Origin of the sequence: Streptomyces sp. NPDC087270, from assembly GCF_044744625.1 — a bacterium.
Lineage (GTDB): Bacteria > Actinomycetota > Actinomycetes > Streptomycetales > Streptomycetaceae > Actinacidiphila.
Genome location: NZ_JBIUYR010000008.1, coordinates 287,926 through 312,809, shown reverse-complemented (window position 1 = coordinate 312,809; position 24,884 = coordinate 287,926). Strand labels below are relative to the sequence as shown.

The 24,884-nt window shown below is 73.2% G+C and carries 11 protein-coding genes; 4 read left to right on the top strand and 7 right to left on the bottom strand.

What is annotated here, in order from left to right; all coding sequences use genetic code 11:
• Positions 1 to 14: 14 nt before the first annotated feature.
• Positions 15 to 2,117, bottom strand: coding sequence for a hypothetical protein (locus tag ACIPAE_RS18665; protein ID WP_402446380.1), 2,103 nt, complete (start codon positions 2,115 to 2,117; stop codon positions 15 to 17).
• Between the two features lie 311 nt (positions 2,118 to 2,428).
• A complete protein-coding gene (locus tag ACIPAE_RS18660) occupies positions 2,429 to 3,988 on the bottom strand; it encodes a DUF5010 domain-containing protein (protein WP_402446377.1) in 1,560 nt (519 codons plus the stop codon).
• A 669-nt stretch (positions 3,989 to 4,657) separates the two neighbouring features.
• On the opposite strand from ACIPAE_RS18660, the gene ACIPAE_RS18655 reads away from it, so the two are divergent.
• Entirely contained in the window at positions 4,658 to 5,941 is a 1,284-nt protein-coding gene (locus tag ACIPAE_RS18655) for an ROK family transcriptional regulator (protein ID WP_402446374.1), read from the top strand.
• A gap of 111 nt (positions 5,942 to 6,052) precedes the next feature.
• On the opposite strand, the gene ACIPAE_RS18650 is transcribed toward ACIPAE_RS18655, so the two are convergent.
• The gene (locus ACIPAE_RS18650; protein WP_402446371.1) at positions 6,053 to 7,318 is read right to left on the bottom strand and encodes an MFS transporter; all 1,266 of its coding nucleotides are present in this window, start codon (positions 7,316 to 7,318) and stop codon (positions 6,053 to 6,055) included.
• A gap of 228 nt (positions 7,319 to 7,546) precedes the next feature.
• On the opposite strand from ACIPAE_RS18650, the gene ACIPAE_RS18645 reads away from it, so the two are divergent.
• Positions 7,547 to 8,191: an HAD family hydrolase gene (locus ACIPAE_RS18645; RefSeq protein ID WP_402446369.1), complete on the top strand. Its 645-nt coding sequence runs from the start codon at positions 7,547 to 7,549 to the stop codon at positions 8,189 to 8,191.
• A gap of 165 nt (positions 8,192 to 8,356) precedes the next feature.
• Positions 8,357 to 8,803, top strand: coding sequence for a hypothetical protein (locus tag ACIPAE_RS18640; protein WP_402446367.1), 447 nt, complete (start codon positions 8,357 to 8,359; stop codon positions 8,801 to 8,803).
• Positions 8,804 to 8,942: 139 nt separating this feature from the next.
• On the opposite strand, the gene ACIPAE_RS18635 is transcribed toward ACIPAE_RS18640, so the two are convergent.
• On the bottom strand, positions 8,943 to 12,038 hold the full coding sequence (locus tag ACIPAE_RS18635; protein WP_402446363.1) for a protease pro-enzyme activation domain-containing protein: 3,096 nt from the start codon (positions 12,036 to 12,038) through the stop codon (positions 8,943 to 8,945).
• Positions 12,039 to 12,488: 450 nt separating this feature from the next.
• On the opposite strand from ACIPAE_RS18635, the gene ACIPAE_RS18630 reads away from it, so the two are divergent.
• Positions 12,489 to 12,941, top strand: coding sequence for a protein kilB (locus ACIPAE_RS18630; protein ID WP_366412004.1), 453 nt, complete (start codon positions 12,489 to 12,491; stop codon positions 12,939 to 12,941).
• A gap of 40 nt (positions 12,942 to 12,981) precedes the next feature.
• On the opposite strand, the gene ACIPAE_RS18625 is transcribed toward ACIPAE_RS18630, so the two are convergent.
• The 3 genes from ACIPAE_RS18625 to ACIPAE_RS18615 all read right to left on the bottom strand — a co-directional run bounded on the left by ACIPAE_RS18625 (position 12,982) and on the right by ACIPAE_RS18615 (position 24,876).
• On the bottom strand, positions 12,982 to 23,886 hold the full coding sequence (locus ACIPAE_RS18625; protein WP_402446360.1) for a hypothetical protein: 10,905 nt from the start codon (positions 23,884 to 23,886) through the stop codon (positions 12,982 to 12,984).
• Positions 23,883 to 24,296: a WXG100 family type VII secretion target gene (locus ACIPAE_RS18620; protein ID WP_402446357.1), complete on the bottom strand. Its 414-nt coding sequence runs from the start codon at positions 24,294 to 24,296 to the stop codon at positions 23,883 to 23,885. Before ACIPAE_RS18620 ends, ACIPAE_RS18625 begins: the two co-directional genes overlap by 4 nt.
• A 142-nt stretch (positions 24,297 to 24,438) precedes the next feature.
• Positions 24,439 to 24,876 (bottom strand): YbaB/EbfC family nucleoid-associated protein, encoded by a 438-nt coding sequence (locus tag ACIPAE_RS18615; RefSeq protein WP_366412001.1) that lies wholly within the window; start codon positions 24,874 to 24,876, stop codon positions 24,439 to 24,441.
• Positions 24,877 to 24,884 lie beyond the last annotated feature (8 nt).

Sequence of the window (24,884 nt, the reverse complement as noted above, 5' to 3'; positions counted from 1 at the left end):
CTTGAGGGGTCGGCTCAGCTGGTGGCCGCGGCGATGGTGTACGCGTGGGCGATGGTCTGGGTGAGGGACCCGCCCGCGTTGTCCGTCGCCGTGATCTTGAGGCTCGGGTCGGTGCCCGCCGCGGAGGCTGGGTTGTGCCACACCGCGACGTAGTGGCCCGCGTATCCGGCGACGGCCGCGGGCTGCCAGGTGCCGCCGCCGTCGAAGGACACCGACACATGGGCCGAGGTGATCGCCGCGTGCGAGCCGTGCCCGTCGTAGGCGAGGTGCCCGACGTTGACGCCCATCGTCTGCACGGCGCTCGCGCTGGTGTTGGTCAGGTCCGCGGCCAGCTGGTAGTTCACGGTGAGCGCCGGGAGGATCTGGCAGGGAGTGGTCGCGCTCTGCCCGGTGCACTTGTCCCCCGCCGGCAGCGCGGTGTCCGCCTGACCTGGCCGGTACACGAACGTGACGTCGGTGGTGACGTGGGTGGACTGGCTGGTCATGATCACCGGGGAGAAGTCCTGGTCGTACACGGCCCGGTAGGTCGTGGTCGCGGCCGGGACACCGGTGAGCTGGGCGCTGCCGCCGGCCTGGCTGACCACCTGTTGCCCGTTCTGGTAGAGGGTGAAGGTGCCGTCGGCGTAGCCGTAGCCGATGTGGTCGGGCACGCTGTCGACGAGGGTGAGGTCCCGCAGGCCGAGCGTGCCGTCCGCGACGCACCCCAGGCAGGTCCACCCCGGTCCGGTGTACTGGCCCATCCCGCCGGCCAGCGGCCCGTGCGCCCAGGGTTCGAGGTACGCGTGCCGCGCGGCGAACGTGTGCGGGGTGGACTGCCAGGACTGCGCCGGCGACGGGGACCACACGTTGTGCTCCCAGCTGACGCCGGGCGCGCTGCGCAGATACTGCGTAACGGTGCCCGGCATCGCGTAGTCCGCCTCCCACCCCACGCCGGATGTCCAGGCGTCGTCGGCGTTGGTCATGAGGCTCCCGGTCCCGGTGCCGGCCGGGTCGGTGGAGAAGTCGTGCTTGACCGTGGCGAGTTGGGTGTCGGTGGCTGCCTCGGTGTTGTCCGCGGGCACGTCGGACGATGCGTACGTCAGGTCGTAGCGGTACGGGGTCGGGGAGTTCGTGGTGTCCGTGCCGGCCGCGTCCCACTGCCACATGAAGTGCAGCGCGCCGACCTTCGCGGCGGGTTGCGGGTTGACGTAGAAGGGGACGTCGCCGTTCTGCTCGCCGAACCACACCTTGACCGCGTGGGTGGGATCGCCGGTGGCGTCGCGGCGCGTCCAGCTGAAGGTGCCGCCGTCCTGCGTGCTCGGGCGGGGCGTGGTCGCCGACACCCGCGAGGAGGCGGTCTTCTCGTCCAGCGTCACGCTGGTGCCGTCGGCCCCCACGGCGAGGTCGGTGACCGTGACCAGGCGGGCGGTGGTGAGGTTGCCCTGGGCGTCGTACTCACCGAACTCGCCGGCCAGGCTGTAGTTCCCGGCGGGGACCGCGACTCTGGCCACGCCGCCCTGGAGCTGGACGTAGGTGGCCATCCTGGTCATGTCGTCGGTGTTGACCAGCATCACGAGCGGGTCGGACAGCGCTCCGGTGAGGTCGGTGGCGTTGATCTGGAGGCGGTACATCGGATAGTGCGGCGCGACCTGGGTGTCCGGTCCCTGCGTGGAAGCGTCCGAGGCGTTGTCCGAGGCACCGGCCGTGACGCCGGCCGTGACGCCGCCGCGGGCCAGCGCGGTCACGTCGTACCGGGACAGGTCCAGCGAGCCGCCGACCTGGGGTGTCGAGGTGAACGGCAACACGTAGGCGTCACCCGTGCCGAACTGGAACGACGTGAGCATCGTGCTTCCGCCGGGCGTCCGGGGCACCAGGTAGCTGCTGCCGCCTGGCCCGGCGGCCACATCGACGCGGTCGCCCGAGCCCAGGGTGACGGGCGTCGAGCCGCCGGGCCGGGCGGACGCGGACGAGGCGGCGCTCGCCGCCGGGGTTCGGGCGGACGAGGTGCCGGACGGCGCTCCCAGCGCGTTTCCGGCGGCGCCGAGCGACAGCAGGCCCGCCGCACTCAGCAGGACCAGCGCCCGGCGCGAGCGACGTCCGGGTCCATGTCGGCGGTTTGTGCATCGGGGACGGAACACGATCAGCGTCACCTACCCGTCTGGGCAAGGCGTCGCGACGGGGAACGGATCGTGTGGCTGCCGTGGCCGTCGTGACGCCGCTTGTGTCCGCGCCCGCCTCGTCGCGGCACGCGGTCCGGTCCGTTCACCACGGCCCCCTGGGGTCGCGACGCGATCCACAATGGTCTGGACTACATGCTCATGGCAACACCGAAATGTGCGTGATCCAGCCAATTATCCGCACGTTCGCGACGCCTTTCCGGATGTTCCCGCGCACGCCGGAGCGGGGCACGGCGACCGGCCCATGCCCCGCCCTTCGCCGACCGCCCGCCCTACGAGGCGGTCGCCTGCCACCAGTTCGCGTTGAGGCCGCCGTTGACGTATTCGAGCTTGACCGTGTGGGAGGTGCCCGCGGTGAACTGGAACGTGCCGGCGTCGATGGTCTGCCAGGTCTGCCAGCCGCCGGTGGTGGGCACGTTGATCGTCGGTCCGGTCACGCCGTCGACCACGAAGCGCAGTTGCGCGCCGGTCAGCGGCGTGGCGACCCGCACCTTCAGGTCCTCGGTGCCCTGCATCGGGAGCTCGTTCCACTGCTCCCATTCACCGGTGGCGATGGCGCCCACGTCCCAGCCGCCGCCCGAGTCGCCGGTCGTCTCGACGTCGAGCGCGTCGTCCCGGTACTTGCCGAGGGTGTTGGTCGGCGTGGTGTCGCTGACGCTGTCGGCGCTCTCGGCCTGCACGGTCAGCGTGGCCGGGAACGGCGTCTTGGAGTAGCGCCGCAGGATGTTGATGTTCTGGTTGGGATAGTCGCGCTGGGTGGTGGCGTAGTCGGCGCTCTTGGTACGCCACAGGGCCGCGTTCTCCGACCAGTCGCTGAAGCCCTCGACCAGGGTGATGAGGTCGTTCTTGCCGACCGTGTTCGCGAGGCCGTTGACGAACGTCTGCCCGTGGTCGGGGTCGATGACCATGTTGCTGGAGCCGCTGACGAAGTGGAAGCTCGGCACGGTGGCACCGAAACTCGCCCCGTTCAGCGTCATGTTGGTGTACTTGGGGTCCGGGACGCCGAACCAGCCGTCCTGGCCGTTGGCGACCTGGGAGACAGCCGAGTCGTTCGTGATCCACGACTGGTCGGTGACGAAGTAGGGATTCTCGTTGAACTGCGACTGGGCCTGCGAGCGGACGTACTTCAGCAGGTTGGCGGAGTTGCCGTTGCCCTGGTTGGCGAAGGCGAAGTCGTTGTCCGACCACAGGTAGACCAGCGGCTGCCCGTTCACCTTGTAGAGCAGGTTGTCGGGGACGGCCTGGTAGAACGCCTTCAGGTCGTTGTCCCACAGGTACTGGTGACCGCCCTCCCCCGCACCCGTCGTGTCGCTCATGTCGAAGGTCGGGGAGTAGCCGCCGGTCTTGTGCTTGATCTGGTTCTTCTTGTCCGTCATCGAGGCGGGGGTGTCGTCGAACGCGGCGATCTTGAGCTTGCCCGCGTCTCCGGCCTTGTTGATCGCGGCGACCAGCCCGGTCAGCGCGCGCGGGTCGCCGCCCTCGTTGGGCACGGAACTGCCGGGCACGTACCCGCGGGTGTCCACCGCGACGAAGTCGACGCCGGAGGAGACCAGTTCCTCCACATAGTTGAGCCAGAAGTCCTCGGACGAGCCTGTGGTGGCGTCGTACATGGGGAGGTTGTAGATCTGGTTGCTCTGGTTGACGTACGGGCCGCCCGCGATGGTCCGGTCCTCGAAGCCGAAGGTGACGCCCAGGGCGCCGGTGTCGGCGGAGTCGCGGTGCGACAGGACCGAACCTCCGGTGTCCACGACCGACGCGGCCGGCGCGGCGGCCGTGGCGCCGGCGCCCCAGCCGGTGGTGGGAACCGACCACCACAGGGCCGCGGCTGCCACGGCCGCACCGATCGGCAGCCACCGCCTGCCGCGGGGGCCTCTTTTCGCGTGTGCCATGTCGTCGCACGTCCTTCCTTGCCGGCCCGGACCTTCCCGGCCGCCACCGGCTGTGGGGGGGTGGGTGAGTTGGCGGCGGTCGCGGTGGGGGGCGACGCGTCACCGGACGATCGCTCCGGTGCTCCGTTCCGCCTGACCAGGACGGAGCACCGGAGCGGGTACGGGTGCGGCGCCGCTCCGGCGCGGTGCCGCGTACGTGGGGCGACATCCCGGGCCGGCGGACGACTTTGGCTCTAACTCGGATGAACTGCGGCCCAGCGTGCGCCTCGTGAGGGAGTTTGTTGCGAACACCTAGGCGCGTCAAGCCCTTTGGCAGCGAGAGTCCGCCAGAGTTCCGATCAACTTCGAACAAAGACGCGCTGACCAGTCGACCAGCGCACGCTGCCCGTCGGAGCGGTGGCCGCGGGCGCCGCCGCACGGGGGCCGGTGAGCCGCGGCACGGTCCCGCCGACCCGCCGGCCGATCCGGTAGGGCGCGACCGGCATGTTTTGTCGGGTACGATCAAAATGGCGCCCAGAAGGCCCGTCCGCGGTTCGGCCATGCCACAATGCTGGCAAGAAACCGCCGGACGGGCCGATGTTTCGCCGAGAGTTCTATCGACCTTTGCACAAAATGGCACGCCACCGATGCGGCCTGCGGAAGCTCGAAGGGCCCGCCTCGGCGCCGACCACGCAATCACCCCTGGGGGTCACGATCGAAACTCCAGTCAACCTGCGCGAGGTAGGAAGGCTACGGGTCCTGGAGGCCCTGCACACCACCGTGCGCAGCAGCCGTCCGGAACTGGTGCGGGTCACCGGGCTGTCCAGGGCCACGGTCTCCTCGCTGATCACCGACCTGATCGCGGTCGGTCTGGTGACCGAGGACGAGGGGCCCGAGGACCCGGAGCCGCGCCGCACCGGCCGCCCCGCGCAGTCCCTGTCCCTGGTGCCGACCGCGGGGTACGCGTTCGGTGCGGACATCGGGCACCAGCATGTCCGGGCCATCCTCTGCGACCTGTTCGGCGCGGTGGTGTGGGAGCACTGGGTGGCCAAGGAGGTGGACCGGGCCCCCGAGGAAACCCTCGACCTGGTCGCCGTGCTGGTCGACCGGGCCCTCCAGGAGACCGGGGTGGACCGGGACCGGGTGCTCGGCATCGGGGTCGGGATCGCCTCCCCGGTCGAGAAGGGCAGCGGCGCCCTGGGCGCGGAGGGCATCATGCCCGGCTGGGTCGGCATGCGCCTGATCGACGAGCTGCACCGCCGCACATCCTTGCCGGTGCGGGTCACCAACGACGCGAACGCGGGCGCACTCGCGGAGCGGATGTACGGCGCCGGGCGGCACACCCGCGACATGGTCTACGTCCGGCTGTCCGCGGGGATCGGCGCGGGCATCGTCAGCAACGGCAAACTGCTGCTGGGCGCGCGGGGCCTGGCCGGGGAGATCGGGCACCTGCCGCTCACCGCGGACGGCCTGATCTGCCGCTGCGGCAACCGCGGCTGCCTGGAGACCGTCGCCAGCCCCGTCGCCATCGCCCGCCTCCTCTCCGACAGCTGGGGCCAACACGTCGCCGCCCAGGACCTGCCCGGCCTCATCGAGCAGCGCAACGCGGGCGCCCTGCGCTCCGTCCGCGACGCGGGCGACGCGGTCGGCCGCGCGCTGTCCAACCTGGTCACCCTCCTCAACCCCCGCCTCATCGTGGTCGGCGGGGACCTGGCGGCCGCGGGCGAGGACCTCCTCGAACCGCTGCGGGCAGGCGTCCACCGCCACGCACTGCCCTCCGCCGTCAGGAGCGTCGACATCGTCACCGGGCACCTGGGCGACGGCGCGGAGGTCCGCGGCGCCGCGGGCCTGATCCTGGCCGACGCGTCCCAACTGCTGTCCGCCGCCGCCCCCGCCACGCAGGCCGAACCGGTGTAGCGCTCCAGAGGCAGCACGCGGGCGGTGGCACCCGGGCTGTGGCGCGCGGGCCGTGCCTGCGGACGGGCGGACAGGGCGCTCGGGTTGGTCGCAGGTCGGGGGGTCGGCCGGTCAGCCCGCGGCGTGCCGGGAGCGGCTCATGACGGCGATGCCGACGGTCGCCACCGTGCCGTACAGGGCCGGTGCGAGGAACACGTGCGGCAGTCCCAGCAGGCTCACGCCGAGGCTGCCGGTCAGCCCGCCGAGGGCGCTGGCGATCGCGGTCGAGCTCATGAAGACGGCCGAGGCGGTCGCGACGGCCTGGGGCAGCAGGCGCTGGGCGACGATGATGCCGAGGCCCGCGAACACCCCCCAGACCCCGCCCATGAGGATCTGGCCGGCGAACATGCCGGCCGCGCCCGCGGTGAGGGCGAAGCACAGGTTCGCGCCGACGCCGAAGGCAGCGCCGAGGACCATCAGGCGCATCATCCCGGTCCGGCGGGCCACGACGACCGCCACCGGCATCAGGGCCAGCTCGATCAGGGGCTGGATGGCGATGACCGCGCCACTGACCGTCGTCGGCAGGTGCAGGTCGTCGTGCATGTAGATCGTCAGATAGCCGTACTTGATCGGCTCGCCCGCGTAGACGAGCACGTACAGCCCGGTGAAGGTCAGCAGGGGCAGCATCGTCCGTATGCCGACGTGCGGTCGGGCCGGCGCCTGGGACCCGGGCACCTCTGCGTCCGCCTCTGCGCCGGCGGCCTGATCGGCGTGTGGGGCCGAGCGGGCGCGCGCGAAGCCCATCGGGAGGATCTGCGCCAGGGTGCACACCCCGGTGGCCATCAGCATCACGCGCGGGCCGGACGTCATGGCCAGCAGCGAGCCCGCGACCGGGCCCACGATCCACCCGGCGGTCAGCGCCATGCGCACGACCGAGACCACCCCGTCCCCGATCGGGCTGGCCGTGGCCTGCAGGTCGTCGTGGACCGCGGCGAACAACTGCGACCCGGCGCCGCCGGCGAACGCCAGGACCACGGCGCTGATCACGAACGGCATCCACACCTGGTGCGCGAAGGCCATGGCGCACCAGCCGAGAGCCCCGAGGACGGCGCACAGCCGGAACAGCCCGAGCCGCCTTCCGGTGCGGTCCGAGCGGGCGCCGACGAGATAGCCGGCGACCGGGGCGGTGACGCTCGTCAGGTAGTAGAGCCCCGCCGTGGTCAGCGAGACATGCAGGTCGTCGACGAGGAACAGGGTGATCTGCGGGGCCGCGGCCGAGGTTCCGAGCCCGGACAGGAACAGCGCGACGGTCGCCCCGCGGTACAGCGGCGAGTCCCACACCGAGCGCACCGCGGAAGGGGCGGGCACGACATCTGCCGCGGCCAGTACAGGTGACAAGACGGTCCCCCCGGGGGATCAGGCACAAGAGATCACACACCGTATCTTCGAACGAAAGGAACATCAAACCTGTTTGATTGATTCCTGTACGCTCATGATCGATGTTCGTTGTGCGGATGGGACACCGCTCCCGCGCCCCGGAGCCGAGCGCCCGCCCGGACCCGAGGCCGAGCGCGGGCCTGGGCAGCGCCCTTGGACACGTTCGTCGCCGCGACCGGAAGGAGTGCCATGCCCGCCGACCGGCGGATCGTGCTGTTCGACCTCTACGGGGTCATCGCCCTGCACCAGCGCCCCGGTGCCCTTACGCGGATGGCCGCCTCCTGCGACGCGCCCGCCGACGCCTTCGCCGAGGCGTACTGGGACCTGCGCCCGCCGTACGACGCCGGACGGCAGACCGCGCCGGAGTACTGGGCCGCGGTGCTCCGGCGGCTGTCCCGTCCTGCCGATCCCCGTACGGTGGAGGAGTTGCGGCTCACCGACATCGACAGCTGGTCGCGCGTCGACGGGCGCATGGTCTCCTTCACGCAGTCCCTGCGCGGCCGGGCCGGGGTGGCCGTGCTCTCCAACATTCCCGCGGACCACGCGGATGCCTTCCTCGCGGCCCAGCCCTGGCTGCGGAACCTGGACCATCTCGCCCTCTCCGGGAAGATCCGCGCGGCCAAGCCGGACCCGGCCGCGTTCCACCACTGCGTCAGCGCCCTGCGCACCCCGCCCGCCGGCTTCCTCTTCGTCGACGACCGCGAGGAGAACGTCCGCGCCGCGCGGGCCCTCGGCATGTCCGGGCACGTGTTCACCGGGCTCGACGAGCTGGTCGAGGTCATCGACGCCTGGCTGCCGGCCGGCACGCAGCCGCCCGCGTCGTCCGCGCCTTAGCCGTATGGAGCACGAGCGCTGTCGACACGTGCCGGTGCCGGGCGAGTCGACGAGGCGGTGCGACCGTATCCGGGCGCGTGGCCGCCGCGCCGGTGGAAGATGGGGTCCATGAGCGGACGGGGTGGGCCGGGGCGCGGCGTCAGGGTCGGCCTCTTGATGGCGGGCGTGCCCGGGGGGCTTTGGGCCACGCTCGCGTTGGGGGCCGGGCTCTCCTGCCTCGCACGGGGCAGGACGCAGGACGCGCTGAGCGCCTTGTCCCGTTGCGGGGAACTCGTGGCCGGCAGTTCGGCGGCGGGCGTGCTCATGGGGATCTGCGTCGGTGGCGGGCTGACCCTCGCCTCACGACGGACCGGTACGAGCGCACGGCGCCTGGCCTTGTTGGGCGCGCTGGCGGCGGCCGTGACGTTCCCTGCGGAGCTGCTGGTCGTGGCGCTGGCCACCGGGGTGGGCCCGGTGGAGATGGTCGTGACGGTGCTCACGTGGCCGGTGATGGCGATCGTGGCCGCCCGGCACAGCACGGACATCGCGGGGCGTACCCGCGCTCACCCGTGGCTGTGGACCGCCGGGCCGTCCGCGCGCCGCCCGAGGCGGCGGCAGCCTTCGCAGCCGTAGCCGCGGTGCGTACGAAACCGCCGCAGGACGGGGTGCGCCTCCCGGCCGGGTGGGCCGGGAGGCGCGGGGTGGGCTGGTGCCCGGGGCCGGCGTGGCCCCGGGCGGTCAGCCGCGGGTCGAGACGGGGGTCAGCCGCGGGTCAGGCGTAGTAGCCGAACAGGTCGGCGACGACGTCGACGGAGCCGGCGCTGGCGTGGAAGTCGACCTTGCCGTCGACCACCGGGACGGTCACGAGGTTCGCGATCGTCTGCCCCGCCGACCAGTTGAGGTTGGACGAGGTCGGCTGGGCCTGCCCGTCGGGCCACACGGTGAGCACGCCGCCCTTGGTGCCGTTGACGACGGTCACGTTGAGCACGACGGCCTTGGCGGAGGCCAGGGAGCCGTCGTCGGCCAGGCTCAGCGAGAGCGACCCGCTGGAGCTGAGCTGCCCGGCGCTGGGCGCGCCGGTGCCGTTGCGGGTGTCGAGCAGCCGGACCGGGCCGGCCGGGTGGAACAGCGCGCCGCCGGCGTCGGCCTGGTAGTAGCCGAAGACGTCGGCCACGAAGTGCGTCGTGCCGGAACTGGCGTTGTACAGGTCCACCGTGCCGTCGGCGCCGACCGGCACGATCACCAGGTTCGGCACCGACTTGCCCGCGATCCAGTTGAGGTTCGAGGAGTCGGGCCGGGTGGTGCCGCCCGGGTAGGCGATGAGGTGCCCGGAGGACTGCTCGGCGGTGGCCGTCACGTTGAGCACCACGGCGGTGGCCCCGGTGGCGGGCACCCCGCCGGCCCCGGCGACGGTGAGCGCCACGGTGCCGTCGGCCTTGACCGGGGTGGTCGTGGTGACGCCGATCTTCGCCCGGGTGTCGAGCACCCGGGCGGGGCCCACGGGGTAGTACGTGGCGCCGGAGGCGGCGGCGGAGAAGTAGCCGAAGACGTCGGCCACGAAGTGCACCGTGCCCGACGAGGCGTTGAGCAGGTCGACCTTGCCGTTCGCGCCGACGGGCACGATCACCAGGTTGGGGATGTTGCGGCCGGGCGTCCAGTTGAGGTTGGACGAGGTGGGCTGGGTGCCGCCGTCGGGGTAGGCGATCAGGTGGCCGCCGGTGGTCTCCGCGGTCGCGGTGACGTTGAGCACGACGGAGGTCACGCCGGAGGACGGGACCGCGCCGCCGGCGCTGCCGGCGACCTGGAGGACGACCTTGCCGTTGGCCTTGACCGGGGTCGTCGTGGTGACGCCGATCTTCGCCCGGGTGTCGAGCACCCGGGCCGGGTTGACCGGGGTGAAGGTGCCGCCCGGGGAGGCCGGAACGGCCTTGCACAGCGCGGTGATCGCGTTGCGCGCGTTCTTCGGGGTGCCCAGGCCGGTCGTCATGTCGTAGCCGGACCCGGCGGTGAAGAGGCCGGACGGCTGGACGTTCTGGCCGGGGACGACGTTGTCACCGCTGGTGATGTCGTGGAAGGCGCTCGACGGGAGCTGGTAGAGCGCGGGGTTGGCGAAGCCGATCGGCCCGTCCGCGGCGCAGCCGAGGTCGAGGTCGGCCTGCGCGGCGACGGCCGCCCAGGTCGGCGAGGCGCCGCTGGTGCCGCCGACGAGGTACCAGCCCGCGTACTCCTGGTTCTTGGAGGCTTCCCCCCACTCGACCAGGTAGCCCTGGTCGGGGTCGGCCAGCGCGGCGACGTCCGGGACCTGCCGGCAGGTCCGGCCCGCGGCGGCCGCGCAGGCGTCGAAGTACCCGGGGCCCTGCCGGCCGGCCTGGTAGCCGGTGGCGGAGTCGAGGTCGAAGTACGAGGAGACACCGCCGCCGGTGGCGTCGCCCTCGCTGTTCCAGGCGCTCTGCGTGGCGTTCGAGCCCGTCATGGAGGTGCCGCCGACGCCCAGGACGTAGGGCTGCCCGGCCGGGTCGTCGACGGAGACCTGCCCGCCGTTCGGGTCGTCGTTGACGCCGTCGCCGTCCGCGTCGTACCAGCAGTCGCCGGAACCGTCGTCACCGGAGGCGGCCGTCACGGTCTGGCCCTGGGCGGCGGCCTCGGCGAAGATGCTGTTCTCGGCGTCGAGGAACGCGCCGCTCTGGTCGGCGGTGCAGGCACCCCAACTGGTGGATATGACCTTGACCTTGTTGTCCGTGACCATCTTCTGGTACACGTCCAGGACGTCCTGGTCGCTCGCGTCCGCCGCGTCGGGGCCCTGGTAGACGACCAGGGACGCCTGCGGGACGAGGCCGATCAGGTCCTCGATGTCGAGCGCCGACTCCACGCCCACCTGGGAGCCGGAGGCGTCGAGCGTGTCGGCGGCGAGCTTCGGGCCGCCGTCCACCTTGACGGCGCTGACGGAGACCTTTGTGCCGTAGCAGGACTGGTAGGCGGCGATGTCCTTCGTGCCGTAGTTCTCCAGCTCGAAGATCCCGACGGACACGCCGGTGCCGACGTCCGGCTGGTCGGCCATGCCGTAGGCGGTCGCCAGCGAACGGGCACTCCAGTACTGCTGGGTGTCGATGTTGCCGCCCGAGGCCAGGCCCGACTTCACCGACGAGCACAGGCTCGGGGTGTGGCCGGTCACGTTCGGGGTGACCGCGCGGGCATTGGCGGTGGACGCGGCCACCTTCCGCACCTTCGGCGACAGGTGCGGGCTGAGGTGCGCGAGCGTGTCCAGGCCGGTGATCCCGGCCACGGCGGGCGCCGCGTCGGCGGGCAGCGCGGGCGCGGCCGTGTTGAGGATGCCGCGGCGGCCGTCAGGGGCGCGGAAGCCGGTGAAGCCGGTGTGCAGCGACTTGGCGGCCGCGGCCATGGTGGTGTGCACCGGCAGCGTCATGCCGTCGGCGGACAGCTTCCCGGCGGTCAGGCCCTGGGCCTTCAGGGCCGCGCGCACCCGGTCCACGGTCGCGCCGGTCGGCCCGAACGCCGTCTTGAACTGGCCGGTCTTCAGGTAATGGTGGTACAGCGGCGAGCCGGGCGTGGACACGTCCGTGATGAACGTGCGCAGGCCGGCCGGGTCCCGCGGCGCCAGCTCGACGCCCAACTCGATCGGGGTGTCCCCGGCGGGCGCCGCCATCTTCACCGCCCCCCGCGGCAGGTGCGGCGCCGTGCCGACCCGCTTCGGCGCGGCGGACGCCCCGCCGCTTCCGCCGTCCGCGACGGCCGCGGGCGCTCCCGCGGCCACCACCGCCAGAGCCGCGACGGCCACCACCGGGCCGAGCACCCCCCGACGCCAACTCCCCTGCCGTGCCCGGATGTCCGGACCCGTGCCAATCCCCATGAACGAGCACTCCTCCTGTGCGCCGCAGCCGGCCGTGCGGGCACGTTGGTTCCCCACCACAGGCGGCAGCGCCGGACGTCGTCGGACGTCCGGGACCGTGCGATCGGTATCCCCCCCGGTCGCGACCCGGCGCGGGACCTGACAGGTCCCGGGCCGGGGTTGCGGAAAGCCCCCGCTGTGACGGTGTCGCGGCGGCACGGACGGGTCGCCCGCGCGCGCGAGAAGCCGGAGTTGCTTTGTATCAGCTATGACCGGGCGACCGCTCGTTCAGGTGTGCGGTTTTTACCTGCTCTTGGGACTCGGGTGGCGGGCGGTACCCCCAGGTCACGGGGTATTGCGAGGCGCCACGCCCAACTGGTGGCGGTCCGGGGGGCGTTGCCGGGGCCGCGCAGCCGGCTCCGCCCGGGAGAATCCTCGGGTGATGCGGCGTCGTAGCGAGGGAGAGTCCTGATGTGGTCCAGCGTCATAGCCGTGGCCGGCACCCTGCTCGGCGGGGCGCTCACCGGGCTGCTGCAAAGCCGCGGCGACCGGCGGGCCCGGCAGGCCGCCCGCGCCGACGAGAAGGCGCAGGCGCTCCGTGCGGCTCTCGGCGAACTGGTCGCCGCGCTCGGCGACCACCGGCGCGCCATGTGGCACCGCGAGGTGCTGCGGCTGGACGGCACGGACCCCGAGGGGTTCGAGGCGGCCCGTAACGCCTCGCGCGCCACCCGCTCGGCGGTCACCGCCCCGCTGGTCTCGGTCTCCGTCATCGAGCCCGCCCTCGCGCAGACCGCACGGCAGGCCGCGGAGGCCGCGTTCGACCTGCGCGACGCCCCCGACCGCGCCACCCTGGCCGCGCGACGGGAGAACGCGATCACCGCGACCGACACCCTCGTGGCCGCCGCGGGCCGCGCCATGGCCTGACCGCTGCCCTCTCCGCCCGGTCCGGCCGCGGGCGCCCGCGTCAGACGGTCGCGGTGCGCGGCGGGCCGAGGACCACGGTCACGGAGCCGGTCGCCGGGTCCGCGCCGACGGCCGGTGGCCACGGGACGGAGGGGCCGAAGGTGATCGAGACGTCCTCCGCCGGGGGCAGCGCCTGACCCGAGGCACACAGGTCGGCCATCGCGGCTCGCAGCGCGGCCCCGTACGCGGCGGCGACGTTCCGCGCGCGGGCGTCGGCGAGTTGGAGGGACCGGCCGAAGTGCGGCACGCCGTCGACCGGCACCACCGCGCTGCCCTCGATCCGGATCACCGGCACCGGCCCTCCCCCGGCCACCGCGGCGGCGATCCGGGTCGCCGCCTCCTGCGCGCTGCGAACCACCCAGGCCCGCTGCACCTCGGTCAACTGCCCTTGCCCGCCGCCCTCGTTCCCGTCGTACGGCACCTCCCACGCCGACGGCGAACCGGTCGAGGTGGGCGCGGGCGCGTGGACGGGGGCGGGCTCGTCGACGGGCGCCGGGGTGTGTACGGGGGCGGGGGCGTGGACGGGGGCGGGGAGGTGCGGCGGCACCTGCAACGACGACGACGCGTGCGGGGACGGGAGCGGGGACGTGACGGTGGCGACGGGGTGCGCCGGGGCCGTGACGAGGGGGGTGTCCGGTGCGGTGATCTCGATCGTCGGGACCGTCACCGCCGGCGGCGGCACCGCCTCGACCTCGTCGTCTCCCGCGCCCGTGGTCGTAGCCGCGGACGTAGACGCAACCGTGGTCGTAGACGCAACCGCAACCGTGGACGTAGGCGCGGCCGTGGACCAGTAGTAGGCGTGGTGGGTGGTGGTGACGGGGTCACCGTAGGCGCCGTTCCCGTCGTACTTCCGCAGGGTGATGCGGACGGGTTGGCGCAGGAGGCGCTGGGTGCCCTCGGTCGTGCCCTGGCCTGGCTTGTCGCCGGTGAGGCCGTACGGGACCGTCGCGGGGGCCGGCCGGCGGCCGGGGGTGCCGGGCGGGAGGGTGACCGCGGAGTCGGCGGCGAGCGACTGGTCGCGGCTGATCTGTACGGAGTTGAGGCCGGGCAGCGGCACCGAGAGCCCGGGGTTGCGGGTGAGGAAGACGACGTCGGCGGGGGCGACGCTGTAGGACACGCCCCGCCCGGCCGACGTGGACAGGTCGTCCTCGGTCGAGACGGTGACCTCGTCCTTCGCGTCGTCGCGGCGGCCGACCTCCTGGGCCTGGCCGGTCGGTTCCATGGAGACCTTCAGGCCGGTCCGGCCGTCCTGGCCGAGCGGCACCGTGTGGTAGCCGCCGGCCGGGTCCTTCAGCTGCGGGAAGACCGTGGACAGCGCCTGGCCCGACAGCGCCTGCCGGGTGGAGATCTGCTGCGGCAGCGGCGTGGTCTGCTCGGTGTGGAGCTGATGGTCCGGCCCCACCCGCGGGTCGTGCACGAACGACTCGACGACACGACGGGCGGCGTCGGGTGTCATCGACCACGCGGCGCTGCCGAGCGCACCGGTCGTCGCGCTCCACGCCTGGGACGCGGCCGACCCGGTGCGGCCGAGGACGCTGTTTCCCCACGGGCGCGGCGCGTTCAACGCGGTGTGCGCCGCATTGATCAACTGCTCGGGGTGGTCCAGGCCGACCAGGTCGTGGCCGGAGTCGAAGTCAGTACGCCACTGGAGGCGTTGCTCGGGTGTGCCGTTCACCGGCCGCATCTCGATACCGCCGACGCGCGGATCACCGGGCATGTGCTGTTCACCGGGCGGGTGTTGGCCGCCCGGCGCGAGCTGGTCGGCCGGCTCCTGCCCGGTGCCGGGCTGATGCGTGGTCGTCGTGCCGCCCGCGGTGTCGGCGACCGGATCGGTGGTCGTCAGGGACTCGGGCACCCAGGCGGTCGCCCGCCAGTCCGGCCGCACCGGTTCGGGCGCGGGCAGGTGGACGAACCGCTGCGTGGCGTTGCGCCGGGTGACCGTCACGTCGAACCGCATCTGCGTGCTGAACTTGTGCAGGTTGCCGGCCGCGGTGGTCTTGTGCTCGACCTTGGTGGTCTGGCTGGACGCGTGCGACGTGTTGCCCTTCGTCTCCGCTCCGGCCGTGCCCGAGTACGTCACGTTGTTGAGGTGGTTCTCGGCGGTCGGGGCGCGGTACGACGCGCGGACGTTGCCGTCGCCGCCGGCCGACCAGCTCCGGCCGCGGTCCCCCGTCACAGCCTCGCTGACGGTGACCTTGCGGGTCGAACCGCCGTCCGTCTGCCGTCCGTCGTGCTGCCACCCGCCAGGGGTCGCCTTGATCAGCACCTGCGTCACCGTGCGGACACCGTGGTGGTTGTCCACCGTGTGGACCAGCAGGCCCGGCCCGACCAGGTCGTCGTAGTGCGCCCCGAGATGGTCCGGCGTCACCAGATCCGCGAACGGCAGTGCCGACAGCGGGACTTCGCCCAGACCGTTGCCGGCCTCCAGGTCGCCCGGGGGAAGCGAGCCGCTGCGGATCTGCCGGTCGATCTCGCGCAGGATCTCGTCGGTCGACGGGATCTCGATCCGGCTCCCGCCGCTCACGCCGCTCTCCAACGGTACGGAGCGGCGCGGCGGTTGCTGCGTGGTGTCCGAATCGGCGCCGGAGTGGGTGTCGCTGCCGGAGTGGGTGCCGGTGACCGTACTCGTGGCCTGATGGGGGTGCGCGCCCTGGGCCAGCGCGCGGACGTCGGCGTCCGAGAGCAGGACGCGCACCCGGTGGTCGTGGGTCACGGGTTCGCCGTACGTGACGTCGCCCGTGGAGCTGGTGACCTTGCCCTGCAAGGTGATGCGCGCGTCGCCCTCGTACACGTGCCAGGGGCCGCCCTGGGAGGTCTTGCGGTTCGTCGTGAAGGAGTGCTTGACGGCGTCGGTGCTGCTGCCGCCGTACGACCCCTTTCCCCTTACACCACCGCGCAGTTGGTACGTCGAGGCGTGCGGGTCCTCCGGCGTGCCCGGGAAGCGGCCGAAGTCGCCGCCGAGGCCGCCCTTGCCTGTCGCGGCCGCCTTGTCCTGCACCTTCACGGATGTCTCGGTCTTGGTCTCGACGTCCAGCTTCCCGTCGCCGGCCAGCGTCTCGCGGTACGTGAGATGATGCAGGTGGGTGCGTTGGGACAGCCCGGCGGTGTCGCGGTTGCGGCCCGAACCCACATGCTGGTCGGCGGTGTTGGTCCACCCTCCGTGCGACGCCGAGACACTCGCGCGCAGTTGGGACTGCGTGGCGAGCGGGCCGAGCAGGTCGTGGAGCGCCGGGACGTGCACCGGCAGCGGCGAACTCCCCTTGTCGTGGCGGGTGGTGAAGGCGCTCTCGACGGCCTGGCGGGCGTGGTCGCGGTAGGCGTCCTCGTCGCCGACGTGGTCCACGAGGTGGTGGTCCGGCAGGTGGTCGACCGTCACCTGCCGCGGCGGCGCGTCGGTGGGTGTCTCGGTCCGCCCCACGTCGACGGTGACCTGCCCGCCACCGGTCTCCACGTGCCGTACCGACTGGTGGTGCGGCTCGATCGGGAGCGTGGGCACCCGCACCACTGGATGATCCGCGTCCTGACGGGTCGTCAGGATGTCGAAGGAGACCGGATACGAGAAGCGGTCGCGGTCGCCGGAGACGGTCAGGGTCCGCTTCACCTCGGTGGTGTCGCCGACCGTCGTGCCGTGGGTGGGCGCGTACCCGCCGTCGGCGTTCACGTTGAGGAAGCCGCGCTGGTAGTCCGTGTGGTCCAGCGAGCTGCGCAGGTTGCCGCTGCCCGCCACCGTGTGCGAACTGCCCTGCGTGACCGACCGTTCCGTGCCGGCGGCCTGCGTCAGCGTGTTCTTCGCCGTCGCGGTGTGCGTCCCCTCGTGGGTGCCGGGGCCGAGGTTCGCCTTCACCAGCACGTCGTAGGTCTTGGCGTTCAGCAACGGCAGGTGCGAGCTGTCCAGGCTGACCCGGAACGTGCCGTCCAGCAACCGGTGTCCACCGCCGCCGAGTTGGGACGGCGCGATCTGCCGGCGCAGGTCGGCCAGGTTGGTGAACGCCTTGGGCGAGACGCGGACCGGCTGGTGCTCCCCCACGACCGCCCCCTGCGGGGGGTGGACGACCTCCGGGGGCGGCAGCACACCGGGGGCCGTCTCCCACATCGTCTGCACGATGTGGCGCTCCAACTGCTCCGAGCCCGGGAAGTCGGAGTAGGTCGTGCGCTGGACGAGCGTGGGACCGCTCAACTGCTGCCCGGAAGGCGGCTGCCGCACGGCGGGTTGCGGTGTCGCGGTGCTGTCGGAGCCGGTCGCCTGCGCCGTCGCCATCTCGTGGCCGGTCTGCTCCGTCTGCTCCGGTGGCCGTGGTACCACGCGTACGACCTCGCCGGTCGGCGCCCGCAGGGGCGGCTCGACCTGGACGACGTGCGTGCCCGGCGCGGGGGCCGGCGGCGGGGTGTGGTCGGTGATCTCCTGCGTCGTGGTGCCGTGCAGGCCGTCGGTGCCCGGCGACAGGTGCTGCCGGGTCAGCCACACGCGGTACCGGGTGGGGGTGCTCACCACGTCGGCGGGGCCCTTGCGTTCGAGGGTGATGCCCTCCTCGACCCCATGCGTGCCCTTGGAGCCGTGGGCCGTTGACTGCCCGTAGGTGTAACCGGCCGTCCCCGTCAGCCACTTCGTCTCGTCGGTGGCCGGGTTGTGCCAGACCTCGCCCGAGGCGCCGCCGCCCGCGCCCAGCGCCCATCCGCTGCTCTGCGAGTGGTTACGGGCCTGCTCGCCGCTGGTGGTGGCCCCCGAACTGGTGGTCGTGTCCGTCGTGTGCAGCACGGTGGACGTCCCCGGCTCCGCGGTCAGCCGCAGGAAGCCGGTGCCGCCGTCGGACAGCGTCAGCGGCTTGGAGATCAGGCCGCCGCCCGACACCTGCTCGAACTGCTCGGTGACGTGGTCCGGATCGAGGAAGTCCACGATGTCCTGGTGGGCGGTGCCGCCCGGTCGCGCGTCCTTCGGCAGCGCGTCGAACACGGCGTCGCGGACGCCGTCCAGACCGGTGATCGTCAGCGGATGGCCGGTGGCGCTCTTGGGCGTGGGGGCCGTCGCCATGTCAGGGGTCGGCGCGGGTGCCGTGTGGTCGCCGCCCGTCGTACGCGGTGGCGGATTCCACCCCTGCCAGGTGTGCGGCTGCGTGTCGGACCGAGGGCTCGATCGCGGTACGTCCGCTCTGAGCTGTCCGCCGATCGGCGGGGCGGGCTGCGGCGGCGCGCCGCCTTCGCCGCCCACGGTGAGCGGCTCGCCGTGGTGGTCCACCACCTGGATGTCGAACGTGGCCTGCGAGGTGTAACTGTCCGTCTTTCCGGTCAGCTTGACCTCGCCGGCCGTCTTCGTCGACGTCGTGCTGGTCGTCTCCGTACCGTGACCGGCGCCCCCGGCCTTGGCCGAACCGCTCACCAGGACGCTCAGGTTGGGGTTCACCGGTTGCACGAACGACGGGTTGTAGTCGAGCCCGGACTGCGAACTCGACAGCTCCGTCTTCACCTTGGGCGGCGTGAACTCGCCCTCCGACTTCACGTCCAGCCCGTCGCCGTCGTTGTCCTTGCCCGCGTCGCGCGTCGGGTCCAGCTGCCAGGGCGTCGTGTCCGCCCCCACCCGCACCTCGTACGGGTGGCCGCCGACGTGGATCGGGAAGCGCCAGCCACCGTTGATCATCCGCGGGTACTGCTTGCGGAAGTGGGCGGGGTCGAACCGGCCGTTCAACCGCTGCACCACCAGCGGGTCGTTCGCGTGGTCCCCGAGCAGCGCCTCGACCCGCTGCCGTACGGCCTCCGGTCCCGGCGCCTCCACGATGCGCTTGCCGGCGAGCGAGGAGCTGTGCCAGCCGTCCGTCAGCTGCGGCGCCGGGTCCCCCTCGGGCCGCCCGGTGGTGTCCGTCCCCGGAACGGTGCCGGAGTCGGTGCCCGCGCCGGTGTCGACCGGCGGGTCCACCGGGGTGGTGGCGGGGTGAGCGAAGGGGTCGGTGACCGGGTCCACGTGGACGTGGTCGCGGGTGACCGGCGGGACCTGGGACCGGGCGGCCTGCCAGGCGGGATCGTCGCTCACGTCGGTGCGCGGTCCGGCACCCGTGTCCGCAGCCGCGCCCGCGCCCGTACCCGTGTCCGTACCCGGATGCGGGGTCTCGGCGGTGTCCCCGCCGGTGAGCGCGCCCAGCAGTGACAGATGTCGCCCGCCCAACCCGCCCTGCGGCAGACCGTGTTCGGACGGCACGTGGTAGTTCCCCATCAACCCGCCGGTGACGCCCGCGTGTTCCGGGTCGCCGGTGTCGTGGTACTCGTCCCGCAGGCCGAGTTGGTGCCCGATCTCGTGGGCATAGGTGATCGGGGGCGCTCCCGCCGGCCATGTCCGCTGGTCGGCGTGCCCGTTGCCGTCGCCGTGCGTCATGTCGACGTTCAGGTGGGCCTGTTCGCCCGGGGCCACGTGCTCGACCGTGACGTGCAGCAGGTCGCCGTTGGGCAGCCGGTAGCCGGGGGCGTTGAAGTAGGTCTCGACGCCCTCCTGCACGCGGTTCCGCGTGTCGGCGACGCTCCGCGGGTCCGTGTCGCCGGGGTGCAGCGCGACCTTCACCGTCAGGTCGGTGTACCTCTGCCCGCCGACGCCGAACCGGCGCTGGTCGAAGGACGAGCGCACGACGAACCGCGGCGCGTGGTTCAGCCGGGCCGGCGGCCGGACGGCAGGCGCGGGGGTGGCGGTGGACGTGTAGGTGGCGGTGGACGTCGATGTGTCGGTGGACGTGGAGGTGTCCGCAGGCGTGGTCACCGCCGTGTCCGAGGACGGGTGGTCACCGGTGCGGCCGGCGGGGTGGTCGTTCGTGTGGTCGCCGGCCGTGAGGTCGCCCTCCGTCCCCGGGCTGTGTAGCAACTCGTCCAGGCCGTTGGTGTCCGGTACGGGACCGCGGGCCTGGTCGGTGCTGGTGGCCGGGGAGGTCTGCTGCTCGGACGGCTGGGGGCGTTCCTGGAGCGGGAGTTGGTCCGTGCCGGGGTGGGGCGCGGTGTGCACGGTCGCGGGCGGGGCGGCGTTGTCCGTGGGCTGCTGCCGGAGCGGCGTGTCGTACGCGGTGTCGCTCGTGCCGTGGCTCGTGTCGTGGTCCGCGCCGGACCCGGACATGCTGGTCGTGTCCGGCACGCTGGGGGAAGTGCCGAGCGGCCGGTCGACCACGGGCTGGGGCTGCCGCGTGGGCGCGGTGTCGTCGGTCGACGGGGACTCGTGGCCGCTGGCCGGCTGCGGGTCGGTCCCGATCCGGCCGAGGTGTCCGGGGTCCTGCTGCCCGCCCAGCGCCTGGCCGATCTCCCGGTGCAGGTCGGAGGTCCGCTGGTCGTGCGGGAGCGCCTGGTCGAGCTGGTCGCGCAGATCCGCGACGGTACGGGCGGACTTGTCGGCGGCGTCCTGTCGCCCCGACAGCAGGTCCCGGGTGTGCTGTTCCTCGGCGCGGTCGAGTTCCCGGCGCAGCCGGTCCGCCTCGTCCTGGCGCTGCTGGTCCAGTTGCGCCTGCCGGGCCGCGCGCTCGTCCAGGGCGCGCTGCGCCTCCTCCGGGGAGTTCGCGTCGTGCGCCTGGTGCCGGAGGTTCCGGGCGGTGGGGTCGCCGTCGTCCAATGCGTCGAGGCGCTGCCGCAGTTCGTCGTCGGTCGGCGGGTCGTCGCGGCCGCTGCGGGTCGGGGTGTCCGTGCTGGGGCCGTCGGTCGCGGTGTGTGCCTCGGTGGCGGTGTGTGCCTCGGTGGCGGCGCCGGTCGGCGGGGCCGGCTCGGTGTGCAGCTGGTCGAACCGCTGCTGGAGGCGTGCCAGGTCCTGCTGGTCGCGGTGGTCGTGCAGCGCGTCCAACGCGTCGGCGGCCTCGTCGGGGCCCGGCGCGTGGTCGAGTTGCCGGAGCAGTTCCTGCTCGTGGGGGTCGGTGTCGCCGCGCAGCGTGTCGAGGCGCTGCCGCAGGTCGTCGAGGCCGTCGTGTCCGCCGTGCCCCCCGCCGGTGCCCGCATCGCTGCCGGGGACGTGGTCGGAGTCGAGCTGGTCCAGGCGCTGCTGGAGGGCCTGGTCGGCGCGGTGGTCGTGGAGTTGGGCGAGGGCCTGAGCCGCCGTGTCCGGGCCGTCGGCCTGGTCGACGGCCCGCTGGAGCGCCGCCTCCTGCGGATCGGGGCCGCCCGGGCGGCTGTTGAGTCGGTCGAACCGGTCGCGCAGCTCGGCGGTCCGCCGCAGGTCCGCGAGTCGGGTACGCAGCCGGTCCGCCTCCGGCCCGGTGGCGGTAGCCAGTTGGCGCCGTACGTTCTCGACGTCCGGGTGGTACGGCTGCGGGGTGTCCGGGCCGGTGAGCGCCTCCGAGGGGGCATGGCGCTCCACGAAGGCGGTGTACGCGCGCAGTTGGCTGTCCAGCAGGTCCGAATCTCCCCCGCGGCGGGCCTGTTCGACCCCGTCCACCAGGTGGTCCCAGGTGGACCGTTCGGACTGCGGCGCCCGGGTGTGGGCGAATCCCCCCTCCGCGTGCTGACGGAACGCGTCGTAGTGCTGGTCGAGCGCCCGCGTCTCCACGTGTGCGCGGAACGCCTGGAGTTGGCGGGTCGTCTCGCTCAGGTTCCCCGACCGCACCGCCTGGTCGACGGCCTCGCGGTACGCCTGCCGGTCCGACGGCGACATGCCCGCGTCCCGGCCGGCCCGGTCGAGCGCGTCGAGCCGGGGACCGACGTGCGCGGTCGGCGAGGCCGGCGGGGTGGCCGGCGCGTCCGGCGCGTCATGGATCGGGTGCGTGGAGCCGCCGCTGTGCCCCACCGGGTGGGTGGGCACCGTGAGGTGGTTCAGGGACGCCAGGGCCGGGTCACCGCCGTGGGAGTCACCGCCGTGGAGGCTGTCACCGTGCTTGCTGTCGCCCCCGCCCGGCAGCGGCTCCGTCGAGGGCCCGCCGCCGGCGGAGTGGGCCGGGGACGCGCCCGCGCCCGGGGCGGGGGACGTCACGGTGCCGGGGGTGTGCGTGGGCACATCGGGGAACGTGTGCACCTGACCGGCGCCCCGGCCCGCCGAGGAGGCGGGGTCCACCGGCGCGACCTGCTCGACCGGCGGCGCGCCCGGCGCATGCGTCGGCACGTCCGGGAACGCGTGGCTGCTGCCACCGCCCTCCCCCGGCCCGCCCGACGCGAGCGACGTGGTCGACGTGCCCGGGGTCTGCGTGGGAGCGTCCGGAAGGACGGGGTGGGAGTCGCCGCTGCCGCCGGGTTCCGCGACCACGGCCGGGGACTGGTGCGCCGGCGGGGTGGCGCCCGCGTGCTGCGCGCCGCCGCCAGCGCCGTTGCCCGCGCCCGCGCCCGCGCCCGCCCCGAGGCCACCGCCCTCCGTACTGACGGACGTGGGCGGCCGTGGCGCACGAGGCGCGACCTCGGACGGCCCACCGGACGACGATCCGCCCTGCCCGCTGCCGGACCGGACCGGCGGGGCGGAACCTGTTCCGGCACTGCCCGACGCCCCACGGACCGGCGGCGGCGCGGCCGACTCACGCGCCCCGGTGTCCCCCGCTCCGCCTGCCGCGTGGTCGTTGCCGGAGGGGAACGCCGTGGTGAAGCCGGGGAGTTCGGCGTTCCGCAGCGCGTTCTCGTGGACGATCGGCTCGCTGACGTGCCCGTCGCCCGTGGCCGCCGGGTGGTTCGTGGTCGTGATCGGCGGGGCGCTGTGCGAGGCGGACGTACTGGTGCTGCCGCCGGTGCCGACCCCGTGACCGCCAACTCCGGACGGGGACCCGTTCGTACGGACCTCGGGCGCGGGCACGCTCACCGGCGAGGACACCGCCGCCTCGTGGGAGTCGCCCTCCGCCGGGGGCGCGTGGCCCGTCCCCGGCTCGACGGGCGGCCGTACGCCGGACGTACTGCCCGATACCTGGTGGTCCCCGCCCGTCGTGCGCACGGGCGTACCGTGCGAGCCGCCCGCGGGCGTACCCGTGCTGCCGTGGCCGCCGGAGCCGAATCCGCCGCTGCCACCACTACCGCCACCGCTGCCCCTGTCACCTTCAAGGCCGCCCAAGCCGCCCAGACCGTCGCCCAGACCGCCGCCCATGCCTTCCTCCGGCAGCTTGCCGGGGCCGTGCAGGTCGGGAAGATCCGGGACGTCCGGCAGGTGGAAGTCGAAGTCGTCGACCTTCGTCTCGTCGCCGCCGCCCCCGCGCCGCTTGCCGCCGCCCCCGGCGATCGCACCTATCGCACCGGCCGCGCCGCCGAATCCGAGGTCCGAGGGCTCGCCGCTGCCGAACAGCGCGTTCATGGCCGTGGTGCTCGCCACCCCGGAGGCCCCGCCGAGGAGCCCCTTGCCGATCAGCGAACCGGCGAACTTCGGGACGAACGCGTCGCCCAGCCCGAAGGTGAGGCCGCCGATGGCACCGCCGATCGCCCCGCTCTCGATGGCGGAGATCGTGTTCTCCACGCTCCACGACGTGCGGTCGCCCTTGAGCATCTGGATGCCCTGGATGACCGCGTCCATCCCCACCATCATGCCGATGCCGGTGGCGATCGAGGTGAGCAGGCGGCGCAGCAGCATCCGGACGATCAGCCGCGCGGAGGTGATCAGCGCGGGGATGGCCTCCGGTGCCCAGAACGCCATCTGGGCGATCTCGAAGGCCAGCCAGACGAGTTGGGCCAGGATCATGTACTTCGCGTACTCCAGCTGCACCCCGGTGTTCCGGCCGAGCTTGCCGAGTTGGCCCGACGCCTCGGCCATGTCCGGCACGTTGGACTGGAGTTGGCGGACGAACGAGGCGAACTCGTCCGCGACCGAGCCGCCGACGCTGTTGAGCACGCCCCGGGTGGCGGGGGTGATCTCCCGGCTGATGGCCGCGAGCGCCTGCGCGGCCTCCTCCCAGGCCAGGCCGAGGCTGTGCATCTTGTCCTCGTCGCCCTTGGGCCATGACTGGCCGACGGCGAGGCGGGCGACCCAGCCGAGTTCGGGGGGCAGGTTGATGCTCACGGGCGGCCGGACCCCTTGTGGCTGCCGTCGCCGCCCTCTCCTCCGCCCTGTCCACCGCTCTCGCCGCCGGGGACCGAGCCCGGTTCCAGCGACGTCCCGAGCTTCCGGGCGGACTCCGAGTTCTGGGACTCGATGTTCTGGTAGCCCCGGGCCATGGTCCGCAGGCCGTCGCCGGTGCTGCGCAGCACGTCGCCGGCGTCCTGGGCCGCCTCGAGGATCTGCCCCTTGGGCTTGGTGTACTGCCGCAGGAACGCCTCGCCGGACGCGTCGTCGCCCCAGCACTCGCCGAGCGCGCCCAGCCGCGCCTCCAGCGCCTCGTGAACGTTCCGGAACCGCTGGGCCAGTTCCTGCATGTACGGCATCTGGGCCTGGAGACCGTCGGTGTCGACCGAGAACGACTCGCCTGACATGGGAACCCCCTGGGGTGGGCACGGCGCTGACGCGTGAGCGGATGGACCTGGGCGGATGGACCCGAGCGGATGGACCCGAGCGGACGTGAACGGACCTACGTGGAAAGGCTGTTGGGGCAGAGCGCGGCGGAACGGGTGGCGGCTACGGGCGACGCGCGGCTCCCTCAGGCCGGCCGTTGTCGAGGTAGTCCCGCACCGCGTCCGGCATGGGCGGGTCGTCGGGCAGGATCGCCGCCGGGTCCACCTCGCCGCGCAGCAGATCACCCACGGTCACGCCAGGCGGCAGCGCCAGCGACGTCAGTTCCGCGACCTTCTCCATGGCTTCGGCCCGCGCCTCGCGGATCGTGGCCAGCAGGACGTCCGACAGCTCCTTGGGCGCCATGCGGTGATAGGCGCCGGTCGGGAAGTCGATGGCCGTCACGTCGCCCTGCGCGCCCACGGTCACCTTCACCGTCTGGCGCGGGGCGGTCGCCGTGCCCGTCACCTCGTTGATCCGCCGCCGCGTTTCGACGGCCTCCTCCCGCTGCTTGCGGTAGAGCTCCAGCAGTCCTTCGATGTCCCGGTCGTACGGCGTGCTCACGGCTTCCT